The sequence below is a fragment of the Ahrensia marina genome, assembly GCF_001293565.1.
GTDB classification, from domain to species: domain Bacteria; phylum Pseudomonadota; class Alphaproteobacteria; order Rhizobiales; family Rhizobiaceae; genus Ahrensia; species Ahrensia marina.
The window spans coordinates 1-20,480 of sequence record NZ_JXMU01000003.1; the positions used below are offsets into that span (position 1 = coordinate 1).

A 20,480-nucleotide genomic window follows, 5' to 3' on the forward strand; every position below is an offset into this window, starting at 1 on the left:
TTCTTGAGATGGTGAGCGCGTTTGAAAGTGCGAGTGGTCAAAAAGTGCCTTATGAAATTACAGCACGCCGACCGGGCGATATTGCTTCATGTTATGCCGATGCGTCAAAAGCCGAAGCGCTCATAAACTGGAAGGCGAGCAAATCGCTTGAGGACATGTGCATTGATACCTGGCGATGGCAGTCGCAAAATCCGAACGGCTACAGAACCTAAAGCGCGTTCATGTTGAACAATAAAATCAAAAAGCAATATTGCTTTTTTCTTGATCAGCGTGAAAAAAGGCGCATTGTTTTTGGAGTGATCTCTTGTTTCCTTTTCAGCCCAATGTGCAACTTGTCGGTTTAGCCGCAGAACTTAAAGCGCTTGAAGAAAACGGAAAACCAATTCGCATTGGCCTTGTCGGTACTGGTGAAATGGGAACCGATATTTTTACCCAAGTTGCCATGATGCAGGGCATCAATGTTGGCATCGTTGTCGAGCGTACAAAGGGAAAAGCGCATGGCGCCGCGCGGCTTGCTTACGGTGAGGACGGGCATACGATCGATACATCGACCCATGATGAGATGTCGGTTGCTATGGAGGCCGGTAAGATCGCGGTCACGCAGGATATGGATTTGGCGCTGAGCCATGACATGATTGATGTCATTATCGATGCGACGGGTATTCCCGAAGCCGGTGCCGATATCGGTATGCGTGCGATAGGGTTTGGCAAGCATTTGATCATGATGAATGTGGAGTGCGATGTATGTATCGGCCCTTACCTGAAATCTGAAGCAGACAAGGCGGGTGTGATTTACACGCTGGGTGCCGGTGATGAGCCATCTTCATGTATGGAGCTGATCGAGTTCGTCACAGCGATGGGGCATTCGGTTGTTTCGGCTGGTAAGGGCAAGAACAACCCGCTCGATTTTCATGCTGTGCCTGATGACTACATGGGGGAAGCAGAGCGCCGTAACATGAATGTACGCATGTTGGTTGAGTTCGTTGACGGCTCGAAAACCATGGTTGAGATGGCGGCAATCGCCAATGCAACAGGTCTTGTGCCCGATGTGCCCGGTATGCACGGACCAAGCGCAGGCGTTGACGAATTGGCAAATACGCTCATTCCTATTGAAGATGGTGGCGTACTGACAAAATCCGGCTGTGTCGATTACTCCATCGGAAAGGGTGTGTCGCCCGGCGTATTTGTCGTGATAAAGGCCGAACATCCGCGCATTCATGAGCGCATGGCAGATTTGAAAATGGGGCAGGGGCCGTATTTCACTTTTCACCGACCTTACCATCTGACCTCTTTAGAAGTGCCATTAACCGCTGCACGAGTGGTATTGCGGGGCAAAGCCGATATGGTGCCGCTTGCAAAACCGGTCGCTGATGTTTGTGCCGTTGCCAAACGTGACATCAAAGCTGGAGAAGTCTTGGACGCTGTAGGCGAATATTGTTATCGCTCATGGACAATGACTGCGCTTGAAGCACGCGCTAAAACAGCCGTTCCTTGTGGATTGCTGCAAGACGGAACTGCATTGCAGGACATAAAGCGGGGTGAATTGATAACCTTTTCGAATGCCCGTCCGAAGGCAGGCTCGCACATTACGAAGTTGCGGGCGCGGCAGGACATTATGGTCTGGGGCTCAACCCATATTCCGGACAGCATGCACTGATTGTCACGGGTGCAAGCTTGCAGCATGGCACCCTTCTAAGTTAAAGCCGGACATTACATGCAAACAATTGCCACATTGCCGCGTTTATGAAAGCCGGACATAGTAGTGTAATAAGAAGCACTATACGCAAATGCCACACGGCGTTTTAAAGTTCAAAGCGTAGTGGTGTCAGGAGTGACTGAAAAATATGACGAAGCCCGCTACGCCACTGCTTGACCGGATCAACTCACCATCTGACCTTAAAGAAATCCCTGATACAGACTTGCCGCAACTGGCTGATGAATTGCGTGCCGATCTTGTCTATTCGGTATCGCAGTCCGGTGGCCATTTGGGGTCCAATCTTGGTGTTGTCGAACTGACCGTGGCTTTACACCATGTTTTTGATACGCCGCACGACCGTATTTTGTGGGATGTAGGACATCAATGTTACCCGCATAAAATGCTGACAGGCCGAAGGTCACAGATGGCGACTATTCGCAAGGAAGACGGTCTTTCCGGCTTTACCAAACGCTCTGAAAGCGAATTTGACCCATTTGGAGCTGCCCACTCTTCGACATCAATTTCAGCCGGCCTTGGAATGGTGGAAGCTGCGCGTCTGCAAGGTAAGCATCGCAATGTGGTTTCTGTCATTGGTGATGGGTCGATGTCTGCGGGTATGGCCTATGAGGCGATGAACAATGCTGGCGCTATTGATGCACAGCAAATCGTAATCCTCAATGACAATGATATGTCTATCGCGCCACCAACAGGCGCAATGAGTGCATATCTTGCGCGTCTGGTTTCAGGAAAAACCTATATTTCATTGCGCGAGTCCGCCAAACAGCTCTCCAAACGCTTGCCGAAGTTCTTTCAGGATAAAGCGCGCAAAACTGAAGAATATGCGCGCGCGTTCTGGTCAGGTGGCACGCTGTTTGAAGAGATGGGCTTTTTCTATGTTGGTCCGATTGATGGTCATAATCTGGAACATCTTTTGCCCGTCCTGCGCAATGCACGCGATGCCAAGGTTGGCCCGATCCTCATTCATGTCGTGACACAAAAGGGCAAAGGTTACGCGCCTGCTGAAGCGGCAAGCGATAAATATCACGGCGTCAGCAAATTCGATGTTGTTACAGGAGCGCAGGCGAAGGCAAAACCAAATGCGCCCAGCTATACGAAGGTGTTCGGCCAATCTTTGGCGCAGGAAGGCACGTTCGATGATCGAATTGTTGCCATTTCAGCAGCTATGCCCGGCGGAACCGGTGTCGATATATTCGAACAAATTCACCCCGACCGCACTTATGATGTTGGTATCGCCGAACAACATGCGGTGACATTTGCAGCAGGAATGGCTGCTGACGGGATGAAGCCGTTTTGCGCCATCTATTCAACATTTCTGCAACGGGCCTATGATCAGGTCGTCCATGATTGCGCAATTCAGAACCTGCCGGTCCGCTTTCCGATTGACCGTGCCGGTTTCGTCGGCGCAGATGGCTCCACACATGCCGGTTCGTTTGATGTCGCCTATTTAAGCTGTATTCCCAATATGGTCGTTATGGCTGCGGGAGATGAGGCCGAATTAAAACATATGGTGCGCACGGCCGCAGAATATGATGAAGGGCCAATGGCCTTTAGATATCCGCGCGGCGAGGGCGTTGGTGTCGATATGCCGGATCGCGGAGAAGTGCTTCAGATTGGCAAGGGGCGCATCATGCGCGAGGGAAGCAAAGTTGCTATTGTTTCCTTGGGCGCAAGGCTCAAAGAGGCGCTGTTGGCCGCCGAAGATCTGGAAACATACGGCCTTTCAACAACTGTTGCAGACGCCCGCTTTGCCAAGCCAATAGACGAAGATTTAATAGAGAATCTGGCGCGTAACCATGAATTGATTATCACGGTTGAAGAAGGTTCAATTGGCGGTTTTGGCAGTCATGTGGCGCAGCTGTTAAGCAGCCGCGGCTATCTTGATGGATCAGTACGTTTCCGCTCGATGTTTATGCCGGACCGCTTTTTTGAGCAGGCTTCACCGGAACGTCTTTATGAACTTGCCGGACTTGATGCAGCAAATATTGTTAAAACTGTTTTTGCTGCACTGGGACGTGACAAAGTTGATGTGCCCAACATCCGCGCCTAGCAAATGAACGACGGAAGTCCAATTTATTCATTGTTCTTTCGCTTTAAGGTTCTAAGTGACAAATTTGACGTATGAAGTGATCAATTTTCATAGAATGGACATGTGAATGAAACCGGCCTCCGAACTCAGCCCGAACACCTATGCATTTGAAACAACAGCGCTCGTCAAACCAACAGGTTTTCGCGAATACGATGCCCGCTGGTGGTTTGGCCATCCGGCCTCGGACAAAGTGCCGGAACTTAATTTAATCGGCATTCAGGCACTGGGGATGGGCATAGGCACCATGATCGGTCGTCGCGGCATTGATCGCGGTATTGTCGTGGGCCATGATTTTAGAAGTTACTCTTTGTCGATCAAACTGGCGCTTGTTCAGGGACTTATGGCTGCCGGTATGAAAGTGAAAGACGTCGGTCTGGCGCTTTCGCCTATGGCGTATTTTGGCCAGTTCGAGCTTGATGTTCCATCTGTGGCGATGGTTACTGCTTCGCACAACGAAAACGGGTGGACAGGTGTTAAAATGGGCTGTGACCGCCCTTTAACATTTGGCCCTGATGAAATGAACGAGCTTAAAAACATCGTGCTTGAAGGTGATTTTGAAACCGCTGGCGGTGGCTCATATGAATATGTTGAAGGCTTCCGTGAAAAGTACATTTCTGATCTTGTTGAAGGCAAGCAGATCAAACGCAAGCTGAAAGTCGTCGCAGCTTGCGGTAACGGTACTGCTGGCGCATTTGCGCCGGAAGCTTTGGAACGCATCGGGGTGGAAGTCATCCCGCTTGATGCCGAGCTTGATCACACTTTCCCGCGTTATAACCCGAATCCGGAAGACATGGAAATGCTCCATGCCATCCGTGATAAGGTTTTGGAAACAGGCGCAGATATCGGCCTTGGCTTTGACGGTGATGGTGACCGCTGCGGCGTAGTGGACAATGAAGGCAATGAGATTTTTGCCGACAAAGTCGGGGTCATGCTGGCGCGTGATATTTCTGCAAATCACGAAAATTCAGTATTTGTTGCCGATGTTAAATCAACAGGCCTTTATATGACGGACCCGGTTTTGAAAGAGCAGGGCGCAACAACGGATTATTATAAAACAGGCCATTCATATATTAAACGCCGCGTCGCGGAACTGGGTGCCATTGCTGGTTTTGAAAAATCCGGCCACTTCTTTTTCAACCCGCCAATTGGTCGCGGTTATGATGATGGCATCGTCACAGGCATAGCAGTGTGTGAAATGCTAGATCGCAATCCGGATAAATCCATGGCTGATCTTTATCGCGATTTGCCGCTGACATATGGATCGCCAACAATGTCGCCGCATTGTGCCGATGAAACAAAATACGGCATTGTGGAGAAAGTTGTTGCACGTTTCGAGGCAATGAAAGAAGCCGGCGAAAAGATTGCAGGCCATGATATCGTTGATCTGATAACGGTAAACGGCGTGAGAGTTGTCAGCGACGATGGCACCTGGGGCTTGGTGCGTGCGTCTTCAAACAAACCTGAATTGGTTGTCGTCGTTGAAAGCCCTGTATCAGAAGAGCGCAAGCTGGAGATGTTTAAGGCAGTTGACGCCGTGCTGCGTGAAAATGACGAAGTTGGTGAATACAACCAGTCAATTTAAGACATAGCCATCAACTCAATTCTAAACGCCCAAAGGCCGGCAATTTAATTGCCGGCTTTTGTATATCAAAACCGATTGTTTGCCCCAGAAATTGCAATTCGAACCCGACAGTTCGACCATAAGCAATGCCAATATAGCCGCCGAAATTGATAAAGGTATCGCTGTTATTCTCTGTGCGCATAAACCATGTGCCATCACCCAAATAGTCTTTGCCAACAGCGTTGGGCGGCAAGGTCGTGTTTAGCTCCGGTACATTGCGCAGGACTTCAGCAACAAATGTATTGGAATTCGGGCCGGGCCAGATTTTATAATCGCCCGCATTTGAAAATCTGTAAGCGGCAATTGCGTTTTCTACTTTCGGGATAAGGCGTTCGGCTTCTTCACCGGATATCTTGGTAACAATCATCGGCATATTTGAGTACCAATATGCGTCAGCCGCACGATGATTTTTGCGTACAGGATTGCCCCACCCAACTTTGTCATACCGGTCATATTGGTCCTGATCGCGGTGCTTGATGACAATCCAGCTATGGACGGAAAATGCACCTTTAAAGCCGCCGGTACGCGCAGCCATTATATATATCGCAGCTTGTCCTTTGTCGGATTGATCTAAAAAGAGACCGGATGAAGCCCAGTTCGCATTACGCCATGAGACCGGCCGATCAACGCTGGTCCACCAGGCTGCTGCACCAATAGTGGGAAGCAGAAATAGCAATATGAAAACAAAACTGTAACGGAAAACGAAACGCATCGGGCTATCTTTATTCAATAATTGCGATAGGAATAGCGGTTAAATGAGGCTGAATTATTTCGAGCGTGGAGCATCACTTGAACCATCCAATTCTTGTTGAACTGATTAGAGGCGCTATCGTAGAGAGCGTGCACCGTGGCTCAATTGCGGTAGTTGATGCCGATGGCCACACACTGTTTTCGGTAGGCAGTGTGGACAAGCCTGTATATCCGCGTTCGGCAATGAAAATGATTCAGGCACTGCCACTTGTGGAGAGCGGTGCGGCGGATGCTTATGGTTTCGATAATGTTGAATTATCACTCGCATGCGCTTCCCATTCATCAGAACCGGGACACGCTCAAACGGCGGATAAAATGCTCGGCGCAGCAGGTTTAGCTGAGTCTGATCTGGAATGCGGCGCGCATTGGCCTTTAATTGGTGCGGCTGCTGAAAAAGCCAAGATTGAGATGGCGCGCGCTGGCGAGGAGCCTTCACAATTACACAATAATTGCTCTGGCAAACATGCCGGTTTTCTGTGTTGCGCCAAGCATAGCGGTATGAAAACGGATGATTATTTGAACACGGGTCATGAATTGCAACGCGATATCGTGGCGACCATGGAAGATGTGACAGGCGAGGCAATCCCGGGAGATCAATGCGGTGTTGATGGCTGCTCGGCGCCGACACTGGCGGCAAGCCTGAAAGGCTTGGCGCAGGGATTTGCAAAGCTTGGAACCGGCACCGGTCTTGAGCCTGTTCGCGCCAAAAGCGCCAAACGCCTGATGCAGGCCTGTATGGCAGAGCCTTGGTATATGGCTGGTACCAACCGTTTTTGCACCCGCGTTATGGAAATTGGTAAGGGGCGAATTTTTACGAAAGTTGGCGCGGAAGGTGTTTACACCGGCGCCATACCTGAACTTGGTCTCGGCATTGCACTGAAAGCTGATGATGGCGCAGAGCGTGCAGCAGAAATGATGCTGGCTGGTGTGCTGCATAAGCTGCTTGGCAATGATACTGATCTGGGTGAAGCAATATCAGCACTTACAACAAGACCGATCAACAACTGGAACGGTATTAACACCGGTGAGATGCGATCCGTTCCTTTGTAAAGCTTTCTAGCTGGTAATATTGCCTTCTAATGTGATGTGTGCGGGGGCCTGTGCCGGGTTTAGCCCAATATCAATTGGATTGAGCTTTTCCCACTCATGCGTATGGATATTGCCTTCGCGCGCACTGATCTGATTGCCTTTGATATTGATGGCACCTGCGCCTTTGGCGGCCGAAATACCAATACCTATCCGGCTGTATTTGAGCGTGTTGCCTATGACATCGACATTACGCAAATGCGGACCCCAGCCGGCATTGATGCCGTAGCGGGCAGTATTTTCGATTGTGTTTCCCGCAACCAAAATATCGGCCTCGACACTGATACCGTTACCTAATGTTGTGCTGGGCGGATCATAAGGCCCGATAGCGTTTATGTTTTTCACGATATTGCCGGTAATGACAGCGCCGCCGCCACCAACATCAGCATTCACTGCGGATATGCCGTTCGCAGCGTCAATCACTATATTGTTTTTGATCTCTGCATTGCGAAATGCAAATTCGGCGTAGATTGCGGTTTCACCTGATCTCAGACACGTGTTGTCGTTCATCTTGAAGTCTTGTGCGGTGTTTGCGCGAATGGCCGAAAAGGCACAATCTTCAACTTTGTTTGCGATTATCTCAACATCATTTGTTTTATAGATGTTGATACCGTTGCCCCATTGTCCTGTACCGCCACGCGATGCTGAAATGCGGCGTATAATATTATGATTAATGCGAGCGCCATCATATCCTTGACTATGGCGGTGAACGATGATGCCGCCATCGGCGCAGTCCTCAACCGTGTTTTCACTGATCTGCAAGGCTTTGCTTTCCATGGAAAACAAGCCCAGACGTCCGGCACCGGAAATCGTACATCGCTTGATCAAGCCGCCGCACTGTTCTAGTCGCAATGCATCGTGTTTCGCCCGCCTGATCATTAATCCGGTCAATTCAACATTGCTGACACGTCGCAAATCAATCAGGGCGAAATTCTCATCATCGTGCCCCAAATGCACACCATCGACCAGAATATTGTCCATCATCACGCGCGAACTATGTTGAGCCGCAAATAATGGATTGCGTGTTGTATTGATGAGGGCCGTTTGATCGCCCGTGCCAGCCAAATCGACAAAATCGGGCAGCCTGATCCCAGATATGGCGTATGTGCCATGAGCGAGATAAATCCTGCTGCGCTGCCTGTCGGCCGTATCAAGCATTTTTTGAAAGGCTACAGACTGGTCTTCGCGTTTGTCGGGAATGACACCGAATTCACGCGCATCGCGTGCCAAAACGGGACGGGTAAAACCCAGACCTGTCATTAATGTACCAGCTTGGATCAAAAACTGGCGTCTGTTGGTCAATCGGTTGTTCATGAACAACCCATTGCAAAGTACATACCAAAATCCCGACGCGAGGCCGGGATCATGTTTCGTAAGGTGAGGTCAGAGCGGTTAGATAAACTGACCAAGACCCGGAATAGCTGCAATCACGTTGTCGACAGTTTCTTCACCGGCCTTTTCTTTGGCAAATGCAATCGTTTCTTTGGCGACACCTTGGATTTCGCCCATTCCCAGTCCCATGCCCATGAGCTGGGAACCGAGGCCCATTACACCTGGCATTGCACCGGAAAGGAACCCGCCGCTATCAGCATTGGCAATGGCTTCCTGTGAACCTGGAACAGCCGCAAGCATCTGTCCAACTTCGTCTGCTGGACCCTCTTTTTGAAGGAAAGCGAGGATTGCCGCGACAGCGCTTTGTGCTTTGTCCGCGTCAATTCCTACATTGTCCACGATACGTGCGATGAGTTGTTCCATTGTTTATCTCCGAAAAATTTTGACGTTTACGTCATATGTTCATAATTTCAGATGAATGCAAGGCACTAACTGAATTGTTTGGCTTGCAGCAAAAAAAATCCTTAGCCATTGTTTGACGGACTGTGGCTGGTATAGCCAAAGGATAGAAAGTTTAACGGAAGCGATCAAATGAGCGAACCGACGAATAGCATTTTTCTTGGCACCAGCCGGAAACCTGATGATAGTATTCAGCAAAAAGAATTTATGTCTCTGGCATATGCAAACCGGCACGGTTTGATCACCGGAGCAACCGGTACCGGTAAGACTGTCACGCTGCAGATACTTGCAGAAGGGTTTTCAAATGCCGGTGTTCCGGTTTTTTGTGCTGATGTGAAAGGAGACCTTTCGGGCATTGCTGCGATGGGTTCCGCCGTTGGCAAGGAGTTCTTGACTGAACGCGCAGCGAAAATCGGCTTCGAAGATTATGTTTTCCAAGAATTTCCGGTTCTCTTTTGGGATCTGTTCGGAGAAAAAGGCCATCCCATCCGCGCGACTATTACGGAAATGGGACCGCTGCTTCTTTCGCGTATGATGGATCTGACGGACGCTCAGGAAGGCATTATCAATATTGCCTTCAAGCTGGCCGATGAAGAGGGGCTTTTGCTTCTCGATATGAAAGATCTGAGGTCATTGCTTTTGCATATGGCGGAACATGCTTCGGAATTGTCAGGCGAATATGGTTCCGTCAACAAACAGTCAATTGGCGCAATTCAGCGTAAATTGCTTGTTTTGGAACAGCAGCATGCGGAACTGTTCTTTGGCGAGCCAGCGCTTAAAATTTCTGACCTGATGCGGACAACACCGGACGGGCGCGGCGCGATTAGTGTATTAGCCGCCGACCAGTTGATGATGAACCCGCGCCTTTACGGTGTGTTTTTGCTTTGGTTGCTTTCCGAGCTGTTTGAAGAACTGCCTGAAATCGGCGATCCTGATAAACCTCGCTTGGTGTTCTTCTTTGATGAAGCGCATTTGCTGTTTTCAGAAGCGCCGGACATTCTGATCGAGCGGGTAGAGCAGGTGGTGCGCCTGATACGTTCAAAAGGCGTCAGTGTCTTTTTCGTAACGCAAAATCCGCTTGACGTTCCTGATCGTGTATTATCCCAGCTTGGTAACCGTATTCAACATGCTCTGCGCGCCTATACGCCGCGGGAACAAAAAGCGGTAAAAACAGCCGCTGACACATTCCGGCCAAATCCGGATTTTGATTGTTTTGAAACGATTACACAATTGGGTGTCGGCGAAGCGCTGGTTTCGACGCTTCAAGCAAAAGGTGTGCCCGGCATGGTGCAGCGAACACTCATTCGCCCGCCATCATCACGGCTTGGTCCTTTAAACGATACGGAGCGAGCAGAATACATCAAACAAAGCCCGATCTTGGGCCAGTATGACGAAGTGCTGGACCGCGAAAGCGCGTTTGAAAAACTTGAGGCGCGCGCCAAGAAACAGGCAGAGCTTGAGGAAGAGGAACGTCGGCGCGAGGAAGAGGATGATGATCGCGATAGCAGCGCACGCTCCAAGTGGCGCTTGCCGGGCTTTGACGATGATGACGACGATGACGACCGTGATTATGATCGCGATCGCCGGCGCCGTTCTAAGAAGCGCAAATCTTCATCTCGTAAACGTTCCCGATACGGAAACCGGCAAACGCCAACCGAGGCGGCTGTTAAGTCAATCGTGCGCAGTGTATCGACTTCGCTAGGAAAAGCTTTAGTTCGCGGAATTCTAGGATCAATTAAGCGTGGTCTGTAAGGACAAACAATGAGCACGAAAAAAGCGCCTCTAGGGGCGCTTTTTTATTGGGCTATTTTTTAGTTCAGCGTACGAGAACTTCAGCGCCGGTTTTTGCGCGGTCATGCAAATCTATCGCGTCCTGGTTCATAAGGCGAACGCAGCCTGAAGAAACCGATTTGCCAATCGAGTTCCATTCCGGTGAGCCGTGCAAACGGTAAAGCGTGTCGACATTGCCTTGATAGAGATACAATGCGCGCGCGCCCAATGGGTTGAATGGGCCGCCTTCCATACCACCTTCATATGTGTCGGTTTCCCGATTATATGTCGTGCGGTATTTTTCCAGTTTCGGCTCGCGTTCAATCATTTCTTCCGGTGGATGCCATTTTGGCCATGATGCCTTACGCTTCACTTCGGCACGGCCGGACCATTCGAATCCTGCACGGCCCAATCCAACGCCATAACGTACGGCTTTGCGGCCAGGCAGGACAAGAAACAGGTGGTGTGTGCGTGTATCGACAACGATTGTCCCGGGCTTTTCGCCTGTTGGATCGTTTACGACCTGACGAAGGTAGCGCTCATTGATTTTTTGATAAGGTACAGCAGGGATAGAAAATCCGCCGTCGGTTTTTGCTGCGTACATTTCTTCAAATGGGGGAAGTTCCAACGTCCTGGAGAACGGGAGCGGATTTTTAATACGAGAAGAGGTCTCATTGCCAGCTTTTGTCTCACCTTCAACCGTCGCACATGCGCCAGTCATGGCAAGAGGAGCTAAGGCGCCGAATTGAAGAATATTACGTCGGTTTATCTTTTGCATATCACACCCTGATTCGCTTGGTGCAATTTAAGTACGAAAAGCCGAGTCTGCTGAAAAGTCCAATCGCCATTGGGAAGCGTTGAAGGCACACGAAGTTGCCCGGCTGTGACGCTTTGGCAACGCTGTCGTTGCGCCTAAAGCGACGTTCGCTAACGTCAAATTATAGTAACTCGTTGAGAGTTAGGATTGTTTTGTCAGGTGCATATGATTTGTATTCATCCGGCTGTTCGGTGCGGTTAATCCAAACAGTTTTAAAACCGAATTTGGTAGCGCCTGCGATATCCCATCGATTGGATGATTGAAACGATATTTTTTTGGCCCTCATGTCCCAGCTGTCGGTGACCATGCGGTATACATCCGGTGCCGTCTTGAACTTTTTGACGGCATCGACGGAAAAAACATCGTCAATTAATTCACCAAGATCTGACGACTCAATCGCAGCGTTCAGCATTTCAGGTGATCCGTTGGATAAAATGCCGATGCGTGCGCCGTTTTTACGTAACTGCTTTAACACGTCGGGCACTTCGGGATAGCAATCCAAAGTCCAATACGCTTCCAATAGAATTTCACGTAAATGGCCGGTTTTATCACCAAGATCATTGGCCGCCAAAGCAAAGTCCAATGATTCTTCAGTCAGTTTCCAAAAGTCGGTGTAGGAGCCCATAAGGCTTCGTACCCAGGAATATTCCAGCTGTTTCTGGCGCCAAACCTGACTCATACGGGCGCCTGCCGGACCTAAAGCATCAGCATGTTTGCGTACCGCAGAATGCACGTCAAACAAGGTGCCATAGGCATCAAATACATAGGCATCGGAACTCATAGGCGTAATCTTCTCTGGCAAACCATCGGTAATAATATTCTGAAAACCAATAACCTGCATTCAGTGTTGCGTCAAAACTGCTGAGAAAGAAGTTTGAGACAGTTATGGCTGATTTGACACAATAGGATTGACCTATTTGCAAAAATAATCGAAGCCTGCCGCCAAAAGGAGACAATCAATGACGGTTGATACAAAGGCGCAAAGCCAGACTTGGACTTATGTGGATGGCGACTGGCACGAGGGCAATGTGCCGATTATGGGCGCACGCACCCATGCTGTATGGCTGGGATCGACGGTATTTGACGGTGCGCGCTGGTTTGAAGGTGTGGCACCTGATCTCGATTTACACTGCGCGCGCGTCAACCGGTCTGCTATTGCGCTCGGGCTTAAGCCTACAATGGAAACCGACGAGATTATCTCATTGGCGAATGACGGGCTGAAGAAATTTGATGGCAAAACCGCCGTTTATATCCGGCCAATGTATTGGGCAGAGCATGGCGGTTACATGTCTGTTCCTGCTGATCCGGAATCAACACGTTTTGCACTGTGTCTGTTTGAATCTCCGATGATTGAGCCGAAGGGTTTCTCTGTCTCCCTGTCGCCTTTCCGTCGCCCGACTATGGAAACTATGCCAACAGATGCAAAAGCCGGTTGCCTTTATCCCAATAATGCACGTGCGGTTCTTGAAGCCAAAAAGCGCGGATTTGATAATTGTCTGACGCGCGACATGCTTGGCAACATCTGTGAAACAGGCACGTCAAACATTTTCCTTGTCAAAGACGGGCAGGTAATCACACCGGCCGGTAACGGTTCTTTCCTGACAGGTATTACACGTTATCGCGTTATGGATTTGCTTTTGGGCTACGGATTCAAGACTAAAGAGCAGACCGTGACCATGAATGATGTGATGGAAGCCGATGAAATTTTCTCAACAGGGAACCATTCAAAGGTTGTACCTATTATCAAGGTAGAAGACCGAGAGTTGCAGGCGGGGCCTGTGGCGAAAAAAGCCCGTGAACTATATTGGGAATGGGCGCATAGCTGATTGAATTTATTTCAGTCAAATAGCAACAGCCCGTTGTCGTAACAGTATAGAACAACTATGTACTTTGTGAGCGGACGCGCAGTGCCGTGTCAGATTGATTTAACTATGAAGAGGACAAGAAAATGGCCTTCAAACTTCCAGAACTTCCATATGCATATGATGCACTCGCGCCTTATATGTCTGCGGAAACACTAGAGTTTCACCATGACAAGCACCACAATGCTTATGTGACTAAAGGTAATGAGCTTGCTGAAGAAGCAGGTATGGCTGATCTCTCTTTGGAAGAGATCGTGAAAAAATCTCATGGCTCGAACGCTGCTCTCTTTAACAATGCCGGTCAGCACTACAACCATATCCACTTTTGGAACTGGATGAAAAAAGATGGCGGCGGCAACAAGCTGCCTGGTAAACTACAATCCGCTTTCGACAGCGATCTTGGTGGCTTTGATAAGTTTCGCTCTGATTTCGTTGCCGCAGGTGTTGGCCAGTTCGGTTCAGGCTGGGCTTGGGTCGCTGTAAAAGACGGCAAGCTGGAAATCATGAAAACACCAAATGGAGAAAATCCATTGGTACATGGCGCTGCACCAATCCTTGGCGTCGATGTTTGGGAACATTCCTATTATATTGATTATCGCAATGCCCGCCCGAAATATCTCGAGGCATTTGTCGACAACATGATCAACTGGGAATATGTTGAGAAAATGTATGAAGAGGCGACAAAATAAGTCACCTTTATCAGTGTTTAAGAACCCGGCCTTCGAGCCGGGTTTTTTGTTGGAGGGGTTGGTAAACATTGTTTTACTTGACGCAAGAGCATTTGCCAGCAGTAATGGTTGCAGACATGCAAAATGGGAGAAAGCCATGCCTTTTAGTAAGCTAGCCATTTCACTATCAGCCGTCTTAATTGCGGTAAGCGCAGCCTATGCTCAGGACCCGATTTCGGACCGCCAGAAAGCCATGAAAATGGTGGGCGCGGCTGCGAAAGCCTCAAGCGAAATGATAAAAGGTGAGAAACCTTTCGATGCGGCAGTCGCTCTTGAGTCGTTTCAAACGATGAATGATGTCGCTAAAGATTTTGTCAGCCTGTTTCCGGAAGGTTCTGAAACCGGCGGTGATACAGAGGCCAGCCCGAAAATTTGGGAAGATCGCGCAGGTTTCGAAGCGGCTGTTGCAAAGTTTGAAGCCGATTCCGCCGAAGCAATTGCAGCAGCACCTTCCGATCTCGATGCTTTTAAAGCTTCTTTCGGAAAAGTCGCGGCCAATTGCGGCGCATGTCATAAGGCATATAGGGTGTCCAAAAACTAACGCGGGGATTTGGCTTGAAACGTCTTCTTGCAGCCCTTGTATTTATTGGCCTCATTGGCGGCGCTGTTTTTTGGTTTCTAACAGCGCCGCAAAGGCTTGATGAGAGCGTTCTTGCGTCTGTTGAAGGCCATCAACCCGATTTGGTAAATGGTGAAACCCTGTTTTGGGCAGGCGGCTGTGCTTCCTGCCATGCAGCGCCTGAAGCAAGCGGTGAAGATAAGAAACTTCTGTCCGGCGGCTTGGTTTTAGCGACGGATTTTGGAGACTTTGCGGTACCGAACATTTCTCCGAGCAATGAGCATGGTCTAGGGGATTGGTCGTTCGAAGATTTCGCCAATGCAATGAAGCAAGGTGTGTCGCCTAAAGGCAGGCACTACTATCCGGCATTTCCCTACGCATCCTACACGCATATGAGCGAAGTCGACCTCGCGGATCTTTTTGCTTTTTTAAAACAGCTCCCGATCTCTGACGAGCCGGACAAAGCTTCTGATATTGCTTTTCCTTTCAATGTCCGGCGCGGATTAGGACTATGGAAAAAGCTCTATCTGAATGATGCGCCTGTAATATCGGATGCGGCTTTGGGCGATGATGAACAATTATTGCGCGGGCGTTATCTGGTTGAAGGTCCGGGCCATTGCGGCGAGTGTCACACCCCAAGATCGCTGGCCGGCGGCATGAAGCGTGGTGAGTGGCTTGAAGGCGCGCCGTCACCTGAAGGGGACGGTCGTATTCCGGGCATTACCAACGGACCGGACGATCTTGAAAGCTGGTCAGCAACCGATATAGCCTATTTGCTTGAAACAGGATTTACGCCCGACTTCGATTCAGTCGGCAGTTCAATGGCCGATGTGACGGCGAGTTATGCATTTGTGCCGGCAGAGGATCGCGATGCGATTGCCGCTTACTTGAAGCATATTCAGCCGGAATAATCTTAAAAGCTCTGTTCCTTTAACAGCGTGTTCACACCCGTGACGCTTGCGCCTGCTTGATGATGGAGTAGAAAATCTCCATCATTTTGCAGGAAAAAATTATGGCTCTGACAAACACAAAAGAACGTTACGGCAGTGTGGCGCAGATTTTCCACTGGCTAACAGCGTTATTGATTTTAGGACTTTTGATCGTTGGAACATTTATGAACTATTTGCCTGAGGGCAATTCCAATGAGATTGCGCGAAAAGTGTTTGTGTTTTCAATGCACAAAACTTTGGGCGTTCTGGTTCTCCTAATTGCACTTTTGCGCATCGGATGGGCCTTTATCAATCCGCGACCGGCGCCGCTTCATCCTGAAAGAAAGATGGAAACCTTTGCCGCTGAAACAGTCCATTGGACTTTATATATCGCAATATTAGCCATGCCGGTCACAGGCATTCTTTATCATGCTTCAAGCACGGGCTTTGCACCCATTTGGTGGCCGTTTGGCCAGACATTGTTCTTTGTGCCGCAGAATGAAAATCTGGCGAAGATTTTTTCTGCAATGCATTGGATTCTCGCTCTCGGCGTAACACTGATCTTGATTGCCCATATTGGGGGCGCGCTAAAGCACTTGATCATCGATAAAGATGTCACCGTAGACCGTATGGTTCCGGGAAAATTAAGCGAGGATTTTAAACTTTCCCGCCGCGATGCAAAACATTTACCTAGTGGTTTGGCAGCTTTTGTCGCCGTAATCATGGTGTCGGCTGCGCTTGGCATCGTAGGGTTCAATGCCAGTGCAAAAAGCGAGGCGCGCAACAATGAGGCCCAAGCACAGATTAGCAATGCAAATGCCGATGTAGAAGGCGAGGCAGTGTGGAAAGTTATCGCGGAACAGAGCAGTTTGAAAATCCGCATTCAGCAGCTTGGTTCGCCCGTTGAAGGGCAGTTTAGTAATTGGGATGCCCAAATAAATTTTGATCCGGATAATCTGGAAACGGCTTTTGTTGACGCGCGCATCGCAGTCGAAAGTCTGCAAATCGGCACGGTATCTGATCAGGCAAAAAGCGCTGATTTCCTGAATGTGGCGGAGCATAAGCAAGCACGTTTTACGTCCAGCGAGTTCCGGCATCTTGGTGGCGATGAATATGAAGCCGTGGGCACGTTGGAAATCGCAGGCGTTGCAAAGCCCTTCACCTTGCAGTTCAAGCTTTCCATTCAGGATGATCTTGCCAATATGACAGCCATAACCCGGGTAAACCGAATGGACTTTGGTGTTGGGGCTGAGAAATACGCAAATGAAGATTCAGTCGCTTTCCCTGTCGAGATTATCATCAATCTGGTCGCACAAAGGCAGTGAGTAGATAACTCTAGAACCACCTAAGCGGGCTAAAATAAAAACCGCGCAGAGCCCCAAGGCTCTGCGCGGTTTAATTTTGTAAGAGAGTGGTTACTCAGCGGGCATCGCTTCTACTGAAATTTTAATATCAACTTCGTCGGAAACAAACGGCGCGAACTGCCCCATGTCAAACTCGGAGCGAACGATCTGAGCTGACGCATCAAAACCGGCCCATGGCTTCTTCGCCATTGGGTGTTCTTTTGAACCGTTGAAAGTTGTTTCAAGGACAACAGGCTTTGTCACATTGTTGAGTGTGAGATCGCCAGTAATGTTGGCCGTGTTCTCGCCGGTCACTTCAATCGAAGTTGACTTGAAAGTGATAAGTGGCGCCGCTTCCTTGTCGAAGAAATCGGCACTCAAGAAATGCTTGTCACGGTCCGGCCAGCCTGTGATGAGAGATTCTGTTGGAATTTCAACAGAAACAGATGATGCTTCAGGGTTTTCAGGGTCGAAGGTAATATCGCCTGTAAATCCGGAGAACATGCCGGTTGTTGTTGAAAAACCAAGGTGGTCATATGAAAACACAATCTGGCTGTGGCTTGAATCAAGCGTCCACTCTGCTGCTTGGGCAGTCGTGATGCTTGCGGCTGAAGTCGCAACAACAAGTGCTGCAGCAAGTTTGGCAAAACGTTTCATTGTGTTAGTTCCTAAACATAATTAATTGACGGGAAACTCGAAATCGCGCTGATGCGCTGATGAGGTAATTTATGTTTCATCAGCTTGGCTGCAACCGCTTTTGCGTTGACTTACTGTTCACAAATTCGTGTCAATTATTCCGGATTGTTTACTCCAATCGCAGTCTTGATCGCGAAAGCATATGAGTAGGCAACCTCTTCCAGTCTTGAAAAACGGCCCGATGCACCGCCGTGACCGGCACCCATATTGGTTTTGAGCAAGACAGGGTTATCGGAGGTTGAGTGATCGCGAAGACGTGCGACCCACTTCGTCGGCTCCCAATAGGTGACACGCGGGTCGGTCAGGCCGGAGATTGCCAGAATAGGCGGGTAGGCAAGAGCGCCGACATTATCATAGGGCGAATAGCCGGCGATGTTCTCATAATCTGTCTGGCTCGTGACCGGATTGCCCCATTCAGGCCATTCAGGCGGTGTTAGCGGCAATGTATCGTCCAGCATTGTGTTAAGCACATCAACAAAGGGAACTTCGGCGATAATGCCGCCAAAAGCTTGTGGCGCCATATTGGCAACTGCGCCCATCAACATGCCGCCCGCAGAGCCGCCTTGTGCGATAATTTTTTCAGGCGCGGTGTATTGGTGTTCGCTCAGATATTGCGCAACGGCGATAAAATCTTTGAAGGTGTTGGTTTTAGCTTGTCGCTTGCCATCTTCGTACCACGCAAAACCTTTGTCTTTACCGCCGCGAATATGGGCAATGGCATAGATAAAGCCACGATCGACCAGCGACAGGCAGTTGGTGTTGAATGATGCCGGAATTGTAATGCCATAGGAACCATAGCCATAGACCAGGCAGGGGGCTGTGCCGTCCAATTTGGTGTCAGCGCGCATCACCAATGATACAGGTACCAATGTGCCGTCATGCGACGGAACCATCAAGCGCTCGGTTTTATAATTATCGCTATCATGACCTGAAGGCACTTCTTGCGTTTTAAGCAATGTGCGCTCGCGCGAAACCATATTGTAGTCGAAAACCTGACTTGGTGTTGACATCGATGAATAAGAAAAGCGGATTACATCCGTGTCATATTCATACGAGCCGGACATGCCTAACGAATAGGCTTCTTCATCAAATGCGATGTAATGAACCTCGCCGGATTTTCGCTCCATAATGGCAATTCGCGGTAAACCTTCATCGCGCTCAAGCCAGACAATATGATTCTTATAGGCATCGACGGAGAGGATGAGGCGACCCGGTGTATGTGGAACAAGTTCCTGCCAGTTTTCTTTTTGCGGGGCATCGACAGGCGCGGTCATGATTTTGAAATCTTTCGCGCCATCCGCATTGGTCAAGATGAGCCAAACATCGCCGCCTTCTTCCAGCGAGTATTCTACACCGGTTTGCCGCGGGGCAACCACAAGAGGTTCGGCTGACGGGTCGCCAGCCGGCAGAAGTCGGATTTCCGATGTTTCATGGTCGTGAATATCAATGATGATATAGTCATCAAGACGTGTGCCGCCGACGCCCATGAAGAAACCTGAATCTTGTTCTTCATAGATCATCACATCGTCGCTCTGCGGGGTTCCTATTTTGTGGTAGAAAACTTTGCTGGGGCGATGGTTTTCATCCATTTTGGAGTAAAATATGCCCTCGCGTTTTGCGTCCCACACACCGCCGCCGGCTGTATCTTCCAACTGATCGTCAATGTCTTTGAGCGTATTTAAATCGCGAATACGAAGCGTGAAATATTCCGACCCTTTGTCATCATATCCCCAGATCATGTGACTGTGATCATTGGAATGGTCGGCACTTGCAAGGCGGAAATAATCTTTGCCTTCGGCCTCTTTATCGCCATCTAAAATGATGCGGCGTTCGCCGTCGATATCACTGCCTTCAATGCGGTAGAAGCGCGGTTGCTGGCCGCCGGTTACAAAGGACGAGCCGTAGAAAAAATTATCATGCGGGGCAGGGACACTCTCATCATCTTCCTTGATACGCCCTTTCATCTCGGTAAATAATTGTTTTTGCAATTCAGCGGTATCAGCCATCAATGATTTGGCGTATTCATTTTCGGCTTCCAGATGCGCACGGATCGCCGGATCAAGCACGGAAGTGTCCTTAAAGACAGCCTGCCAATTGTCCGCTCTCAGCCAGGCATATTCATCGATGCGTTCAATGCCATGGCGCGTGTCCTTGGTTTGACGTTTTTCGGCAACAGGAGGTGTTAGGGCAGTGCTAAAAGCTGAAACGGTCATTTGATATCCGGAAGTTGAGGGAAGATAGATTTAGTCGTGTTCGCTTGGCGTAAAGTGCATCGCTACACCGTTCATGCAATAACGCAAACCAGTCGGTTGTGGGCCATCTTTAAAAACATGCCCGAGATGGCCGTCGCAATTGGCGCAACGAATTTCTGTTCGCGTCATGAAAAACGACCGGTCTTTATGTTCGGTGACAGCATCTTGATCGATAGGTTCGTAAAAACTTGGCCATCCTGTGCCGCTTTCGAATTTAGCCGCTGTTTCAAAGAGCGAATTGTCGCAAGCGGCACAAATAAATGTGCCTTCACGCTTTTCTTCATTAAGCGGAGAACTGCCTGCACGCTCTGTACCGTGTTTCCGTAAAACGTGAAATTGCTCGGGAGTTAATTGCTCACGCCACTCTTCATCACTTTTCTGAACTTTAGGGTCGGAATTGTCACTCATTGTATTCTCCTTGTTGCCTATGCAAATAAGCAATGCACCGGTTTGCGGCAAGCACGCTCACAAAA

18 protein-coding genes and 1 pseudogene are annotated in these 20,480 nt (G+C 49.3%); 11 read left to right on the forward strand and 8 right to left on the reverse strand.

What is annotated here, in order from left to right:
- The 4 genes and pseudogenes from SU32_RS02875 to SU32_RS02890 all read left to right on the forward strand — a co-directional run.
- Window positions 1-212 (forward strand): annotated as a pseudogene (locus tag SU32_RS02875) (UDP-glucose 4-epimerase); the annotation flags it as partial.
- Between the two features lie 92 nt (window positions 213-304).
- On the forward strand, window positions 305-1,657 hold the full coding sequence (locus SU32_RS02880) for an NAD(P)H-dependent oxidoreductase (protein WP_053997837.1): 1,353 nt from the start codon (window positions 305-307) through the stop codon (window positions 1,655-1,657).
- Between the two features lie 187 nt (window positions 1,658-1,844).
- Complete coding sequence (gene dxs, locus SU32_RS02885; protein WP_053997838.1) at window positions 1,845-3,764, forward strand: 1-deoxy-D-xylulose-5-phosphate synthase; 1,920 nt, start codon at window positions 1,845-1,847, stop codon at window positions 3,762-3,764.
- A 106-nt stretch (window positions 3,765-3,870) separates the two neighbouring features.
- Window positions 3,871-5,385 carry a phosphomannomutase/phosphoglucomutase gene (locus SU32_RS02890; protein ID WP_053997839.1) on the forward strand — a complete coding sequence of 505 codons (1,515 nt, stop codon included), beginning with the start codon at window positions 3,871-3,873 and terminating at the stop codon, window positions 5,383-5,385.
- Window positions 5,386-5,395: 10 nt separating this feature from the next.
- Here the strand turns inward: SU32_RS02890 and SU32_RS02895 are convergent, their stop codons facing one another.
- Complete coding sequence (locus tag SU32_RS02895; protein WP_053997840.1) at window positions 5,396-6,136, reverse strand: DUF3750 domain-containing protein; 741 nt, start codon at window positions 6,134-6,136, stop codon at window positions 5,396-5,398.
- 77 nt (window positions 6,137-6,213) lie between these two features.
- Between SU32_RS02895 and SU32_RS02900 the strand changes: the two genes are divergently transcribed.
- On the forward strand, window positions 6,214-7,224 hold the full coding sequence (locus SU32_RS02900) for an asparaginase (RefSeq protein WP_053997841.1): 1,011 nt from the start codon (window positions 6,214-6,216) through the stop codon (window positions 7,222-7,224).
- Window positions 7,225-7,230: 6 nt separating this feature from the next.
- On the opposite strand, the gene SU32_RS02905 is transcribed toward SU32_RS02900, so the two are convergent.
- Window positions 7,231-8,574, reverse strand: a complete 1,344-nt coding sequence (locus SU32_RS02905; protein ID WP_053997842.1) for a TIGR03808 family TAT-translocated repetitive protein — start codon at window positions 8,572-8,574, stop codon at window positions 7,231-7,233.
- Window positions 8,575-8,652: 78 nt separating this feature from the next.
- The gene (locus SU32_RS02910) at window positions 8,653-9,015 is read right to left on the reverse strand and encodes a hypothetical protein (RefSeq protein ID WP_053997843.1); all 363 of its coding nucleotides are present in this window, start codon (window positions 9,013-9,015) and stop codon (window positions 8,653-8,655) included.
- 168 nt (window positions 9,016-9,183) lie between these two features.
- Between SU32_RS02910 and SU32_RS02915 the strand changes: the two genes are divergently transcribed.
- On the forward strand, window positions 9,184-10,803 hold the full coding sequence (locus SU32_RS02915) for a helicase HerA-like C-terminal domain-containing protein (protein WP_053997844.1): 1,620 nt from the start codon (window positions 9,184-9,186) through the stop codon (window positions 10,801-10,803).
- Window positions 10,804-10,867: 64 nt separating this feature from the next.
- Here SU32_RS02915 and SU32_RS02920 read toward each other — a convergent pair whose 3' ends face one another.
- The gene (locus SU32_RS02920) at window positions 10,868-11,599 is read right to left on the reverse strand and encodes a L,D-transpeptidase (protein WP_053997845.1); all 732 of its coding nucleotides are present in this window, start codon (window positions 11,597-11,599) and stop codon (window positions 10,868-10,870) included.
- Window positions 11,600-11,759: 160 nt separating this feature from the next.
- Window positions 11,760-12,419: a haloacid dehalogenase type II gene (locus tag SU32_RS02925; RefSeq protein ID WP_053998062.1), complete on the reverse strand. Its 660-nt coding sequence runs from the start codon at window positions 12,417-12,419 to the stop codon at window positions 11,760-11,762.
- A 178-nt stretch (window positions 12,420-12,597) separates the two neighbouring features.
- On the opposite strand from SU32_RS02925, the gene SU32_RS02930 reads away from it, so the two are divergent.
- The 5 genes from SU32_RS02930 to SU32_RS02950 all read left to right on the forward strand — a co-directional run bounded on the left by SU32_RS02930 (window position 12,598) and on the right by SU32_RS02950 (window position 17,041).
- Window positions 12,598-13,464 carry a branched-chain amino acid aminotransferase gene (locus tag SU32_RS02930; RefSeq protein WP_053997846.1) on the forward strand — a complete coding sequence of 289 codons (867 nt, stop codon included), beginning with the start codon at window positions 12,598-12,600 and terminating at the stop codon, window positions 13,462-13,464.
- Window positions 13,465-13,586: 122 nt separating this feature from the next.
- Window positions 13,587-14,189, forward strand: coding sequence for a superoxide dismutase (locus SU32_RS02935; RefSeq protein ID WP_053997847.1), 603 nt, complete (start codon window positions 13,587-13,589; stop codon window positions 14,187-14,189).
- Between the two features lie 136 nt (window positions 14,190-14,325).
- Entirely contained in the window at window positions 14,326-14,769 is a 444-nt protein-coding gene (locus SU32_RS02940) for a c-type cytochrome (protein ID WP_053997848.1), read from the forward strand.
- Window positions 14,770-14,783: 14 nt separating this feature from the next.
- On the forward strand, window positions 14,784-15,698 hold the full coding sequence (locus tag SU32_RS02945) for a cytochrome c (RefSeq protein ID WP_053997849.1): 915 nt from the start codon (window positions 14,784-14,786) through the stop codon (window positions 15,696-15,698).
- A 101-nt stretch (window positions 15,699-15,799) separates the two neighbouring features.
- Entirely contained in the window at window positions 15,800-17,041 is a 1,242-nt protein-coding gene (locus SU32_RS02950; RefSeq protein ID WP_053997850.1) for a cytochrome b/b6 domain-containing protein, read from the forward strand.
- Window positions 17,042-17,131: 90 nt separating this feature from the next.
- On the opposite strand, the gene SU32_RS02955 is transcribed toward SU32_RS02950, so the two are convergent.
- The 3 genes from SU32_RS02955 to msrB form a co-directional block, all read right to left on the reverse strand.
- The gene (locus SU32_RS02955; protein WP_053997851.1) at window positions 17,132-17,716 is read right to left on the reverse strand and encodes a YceI family protein; all 585 of its coding nucleotides are present in this window, start codon (window positions 17,714-17,716) and stop codon (window positions 17,132-17,134) included.
- A gap of 134 nt (window positions 17,717-17,850) precedes the next feature.
- On the reverse strand, window positions 17,851-19,968 hold the full coding sequence (locus SU32_RS02960; protein ID WP_053997852.1) for a S9 family peptidase: 2,118 nt from the start codon (window positions 19,966-19,968) through the stop codon (window positions 17,851-17,853).
- Window positions 19,969-19,998: 30 nt separating this feature from the next.
- Complete coding sequence (gene msrB / locus SU32_RS02965; protein WP_053997853.1) at window positions 19,999-20,415, reverse strand: peptide-methionine (R)-S-oxide reductase MsrB; 417 nt, start codon at window positions 20,413-20,415, stop codon at window positions 19,999-20,001.
- Between the last annotated feature and the right edge of the window lie 65 nt (window positions 20,416-20,480).